The 3,760-nt window shown below is 45.8% G+C and carries 4 protein-coding genes; 2 read left to right on the top strand and 2 right to left on the bottom strand.

The window, feature by feature from the left end; all coding sequences use genetic code 11:
- The coding region (locus tag VN105_RS01995) for a DUF4998 domain-containing protein (protein WP_325637411.1) at positions 1-1,244 on the top strand (1,244 nt) is incomplete at its 5' end.
- 351 nt (positions 1,245-1,595) lie between these two features.
- Positions 1,596-2,435 (top strand): DUF899 domain-containing protein, encoded by an 840-nt coding sequence (locus VN105_RS01990; RefSeq protein ID WP_325637410.1) that lies wholly within the window; start codon positions 1,596-1,598, stop codon positions 2,433-2,435.
- A 32-nt stretch (positions 2,436-2,467) separates the two neighbouring features.
- Here VN105_RS01990 and VN105_RS01985 read toward each other — a convergent pair whose 3' ends face one another.
- Complete coding sequence (locus VN105_RS01985) at positions 2,468-3,019, bottom strand: dihydrofolate reductase family protein (RefSeq protein ID WP_325637408.1); 552 nt, start codon at positions 3,017-3,019, stop codon at positions 2,468-2,470.
- A 115-nt stretch (positions 3,020-3,134) separates the two neighbouring features.
- The coding region (locus VN105_RS01980; protein WP_325637406.1) for a hypothetical protein at positions 3,135-3,760 on the bottom strand (626 nt) is incomplete at its 5' end.

Below are 3,760 nucleotides of genomic sequence, written 5' to 3'. Positions count from 1 at the left end.
AAAAATATAAAGAGATGAGAAAATATCCTGTTGCTGCAAAACTCCTCTTACCACTTTGCGGCTTATTTTTCTTCATAGCCTGTACACGGAAGGCCACTGATTTCCGCGACTTCCTGGGCAATATGGAAGTCCAGTATCCGGGTACGGTATCAGGCATTACCATACTTCCGGGCAACGGCCGCCTCGCCATTGCCTGGAAACCCAGTCCGGATCCCGGTATCAGCAAATATGTGCTGTTCTGGAACAACCGCCAGGATTCTGTAACCATCAATGCTACTTCACATGATCCTTCAGACACGGTAAAGTGCCTGATCAGTGGTTTGAACGAGTACGCCTATACGTTTTTCCTGTATTCATACGATGCCGCCGGTAACCGGTCTATTGTAACGGAAATAGACAACGCGCATGTGTATGGCAACATCTATAAAAGCACGCTTCACAACCGCCTGCCTGATGCTGCTACACCATATAAAATACGTGACGACGGTTCTGTAACCCTGTTCTTTGCCGTGCCCGATACGATTAATATCAGTACTACTATTAAATATACCAATGCTTCTGGCGCAGCAGCCATAGCCACCATTGCCGGCAACCAGGATTCTGTTAATATACCGGGCTATAAAGCCGGGCAACCGGTAACTTATCAATCATCCTATATCCCGTCCAGGGGCGCCCTGGATACTTTTTATACCAACAGTTACGATACTTTCCCCGACATCTACAAACTGGTAGCCTGCGATAAAAGCCTGTTCCAGGAACACGACCTGCCGAATGATATGGGCATCTACCAGTCGGATACCCGTGTCAGCAAATTATGGGATGGCAGTGTAGGGCCACAGGGATATCCTAACATTTTCCACAGCGACGATAACGGCTCTAATTCCCCGTTGCCACGCACCCTTACTTTTGATATGGGTAAAGTATATAATCCTGGCCAGATAGAAGAAACGGGCAGGGATTGCTGCAATAACCCCTCCGAATTTGAAGTATGGGGAATTGCAGATATCAGTAACGCCGCCACATCACTGCAAAGCACCGATCCGGGTTGGGCGGCTGAAATGAGTAGCAAGGGATGGACGCTTTTAACCACGGCTGTAAGGGGAGATAACGGAAACGACCCTATGAAATTTAACTTCATTCCACAGGCGCCGCCTGTACGGTATATCCGCATAAGGGTGCTGCATACGGTAAATAATTCCAACTCCATCAACATGAGTGAAATAACCATGTTCAGCAAACAATAAAAACATTTTCAAAGCAGCAGGGAGATAGTTCCCTGCTGCTTTGAGAAGCTGCTGTGTTTTCCTGTCACCAGGCCAGCCGATCTGTCAATAGCCATACCTGTTATACTAACCGGTCTGATGTTTTTCTTTTTCTTCCACGTTCGCGCCTGCGGAAACGAATTGTGTACTTCCCGCCTCGCGGCGCATTACCTTTCAGTCGCTTAACAAAAGCAACGGATCATCCGTATCTTTCTAAATTCGGTTTATATATAGCTTTATAGTCCGATTCTTATCCGGCTGCCCGTTTAAGGCAGGAATTTTGTGGCTTGGAAACCTTGTAACCAGGCATCATAAACCTATAAAAATAACATGATGGCAAACATGAAAACCGTTGACGGATCAGACAACCACAAGGTGGTTTCAAAAGAAGAGTGGCTGGCCGCCAGGCTTGAGCTGCTGGGAGCCGAAAAGGAACTCACGAGGCGCAGCGACGAGCTGGCAGCACGGCGGCAATCGCTTCCGTGGGTAAAAATAGACAAAGACTACCAGTTTGAAACGGAAGAGGGAAAGGTATCCCTTGCTGATCTGTTCCGGGGGCGTTCCCAGCTGCTGATCTATCACTTCATGTTCGGGCCGGATTACGCAGCCGGCTGTCCCAGTTGTACAGCTATTGCCGACGGTTTTAACGGGTTTGCCGCACACCTGGCTAACCATGATGTATTGCTTTGGGCGGTATCCCGTGCGCCAATTGAAAAACTGCTGGCCTACAGGCAACGGATGGGCTGGAGTTTTCCATGGGCTTCCTCCTATAACAGCGACTTTAACTACGATTTCAATGTCAGTTTTACAGTGGAACAGCAGCAATCCGGAGATATTGATTACAACTACAGTAAACCTGTATTCGAATGGCGCCCGGGCCAGGAGGGAGGCGGCGCTGAAGCGGAAGATAAGTTTGCGGCAATGGCCGGTACAGATACCGCCACCTATCACCGCGAAAGACCCGGCATGAGCGCTTTTGTACTGGAGGATAGTGTTATTTATCATACCTACTCCACCTATGCCCGCGGACTGGACGGGTTATGGGGAATGTATCAATGGCTCGATCGCGCCCCCAGGGGACGGAATGAAACAGGAGGTATATGGTGGCGCCGGAACGACGAATATGATAACAGCCCGGCAAGTAACCCGGGTGCAAAAGATTGTTGCAGGTAGTTGTGCAGCTATTACCGGTTCAGAGTTTTCTGTTACTGTTTCAGGTAATGATGTGCTACATATCCGGATTTGAAAACTCTGGTATCAACTAGCTTTAAATTAAGCTTTTCATGAAGGTTGCCGGTATCCAGCAATCGTCTTCCCGTACCCACCATCAACGGATAAACAACCAAACGGAACTCATCGATAAGACCTGCGGCTATCAATTCCGGGAGCATGCTTACACTGTCTACCGAAATCTTTTTTCCGGGTTGCTGTTTCAGTTTCCGTAGTTCTTCCGCGGGATTGCTGCGAACAATCCGCGTATTTTCCTGCACATCCTCTAATGATCGTGAAACAACAACTTTATCGATGGAAGTAAGTCTTTCTGCAAACCTGTTTTCATCTGCGGTGCCGGATTGATTTTTTGCCACATCGGCCCAATAGGGAAACATGAGCTGGTACATGACACGGCCAAAAAAGAGCAAATCCACATCTTCCATCATTTCTGTGAAATAGTCGTGAAGCTCCATGTCGGGATTAAAAATAGTGTGATCGCAGTAGCCATCTAAGCTAATATTCATACCGAATGTTACAGTTCTCATTTTAATGGCTTTTATTTTTAAAGAGATAAGTCAAAAATAAGAGATGGTATCAAATATGAGGAGGGCGATCGGGACAAAAAGCGGGGCTTTCAGGCCAAAGGCTATAGCTTGCGCTTTATTCTCCCGTTGTTGCCTGCACTATATCCTTTAAAATCTTATAGACAGGAGAATCTATGGGCGCTTCCAGGTATTCTAATATCATCCTCGTTTCTCCCAGTTGATCAATTATAGATATCATACTCAACCTTCCTTTAAACGTTTTTTGAATGGCATAAAATGGAATTGGCGTTGACATATCAGGCTCCAGGTAGAAGGTCACCTGTGCCCCTTTAGCTTTTGCTCCACTATTTATAAAGCTAATTAACTGATAATGCCGGTTGCTGATAACAGTATCTTTGGAAACAAATTTTTCCCCGTTATAAAAAGGATAATCGAATTTAATTCCCACCTGTTTATCTTCGATCGGTTGCCAGTTTTTTGAGGCTTCACTTTTCAATACTGACAAGGAAGCATATCTATAGAATTGCCTGTTTGTAAAATTAATAAGATGATATCCATTTTGTTCACTATGGATCGTCATTTCACCGTCGGGATATTCGGTCTCTACACTTCGGAAGAGATTTTCTATCGCATAGCTATTAAGATAAAATATACTATCCGGAGCAGCGAACTCAATGAATTTTTCAGATGGCTTTTGCCTGATCATATAATGCCAGATAAATAAGCCGGTTTCTTTTTGAT

This window comes from Chitinophaga sp. (assembly GCF_035564935.1).
Taxonomy (GTDB): Bacteria; Bacteroidota; Bacteroidia; order Chitinophagales; family Chitinophagaceae; genus Chitinophaga.
This window is presented reverse-complemented; position numbering and strand designations above follow the sequence as displayed.

Excerpts from the sequence above, each read along its gene's own strand:
- VN105_RS01990 (WP_325637410.1), top strand. The coding sequence starts at position 1,596 with ATGGCAAACATGAAAACCGTTGACGGATCAGACAACCACAAGGTGGTT.
- VN105_RS01985 (WP_325637408.1), bottom strand. The coding sequence starts at position 3,019 with ATGAGAACTGTAACATTCGGTATGAATATTAGCTTAGATGGCTACTGC.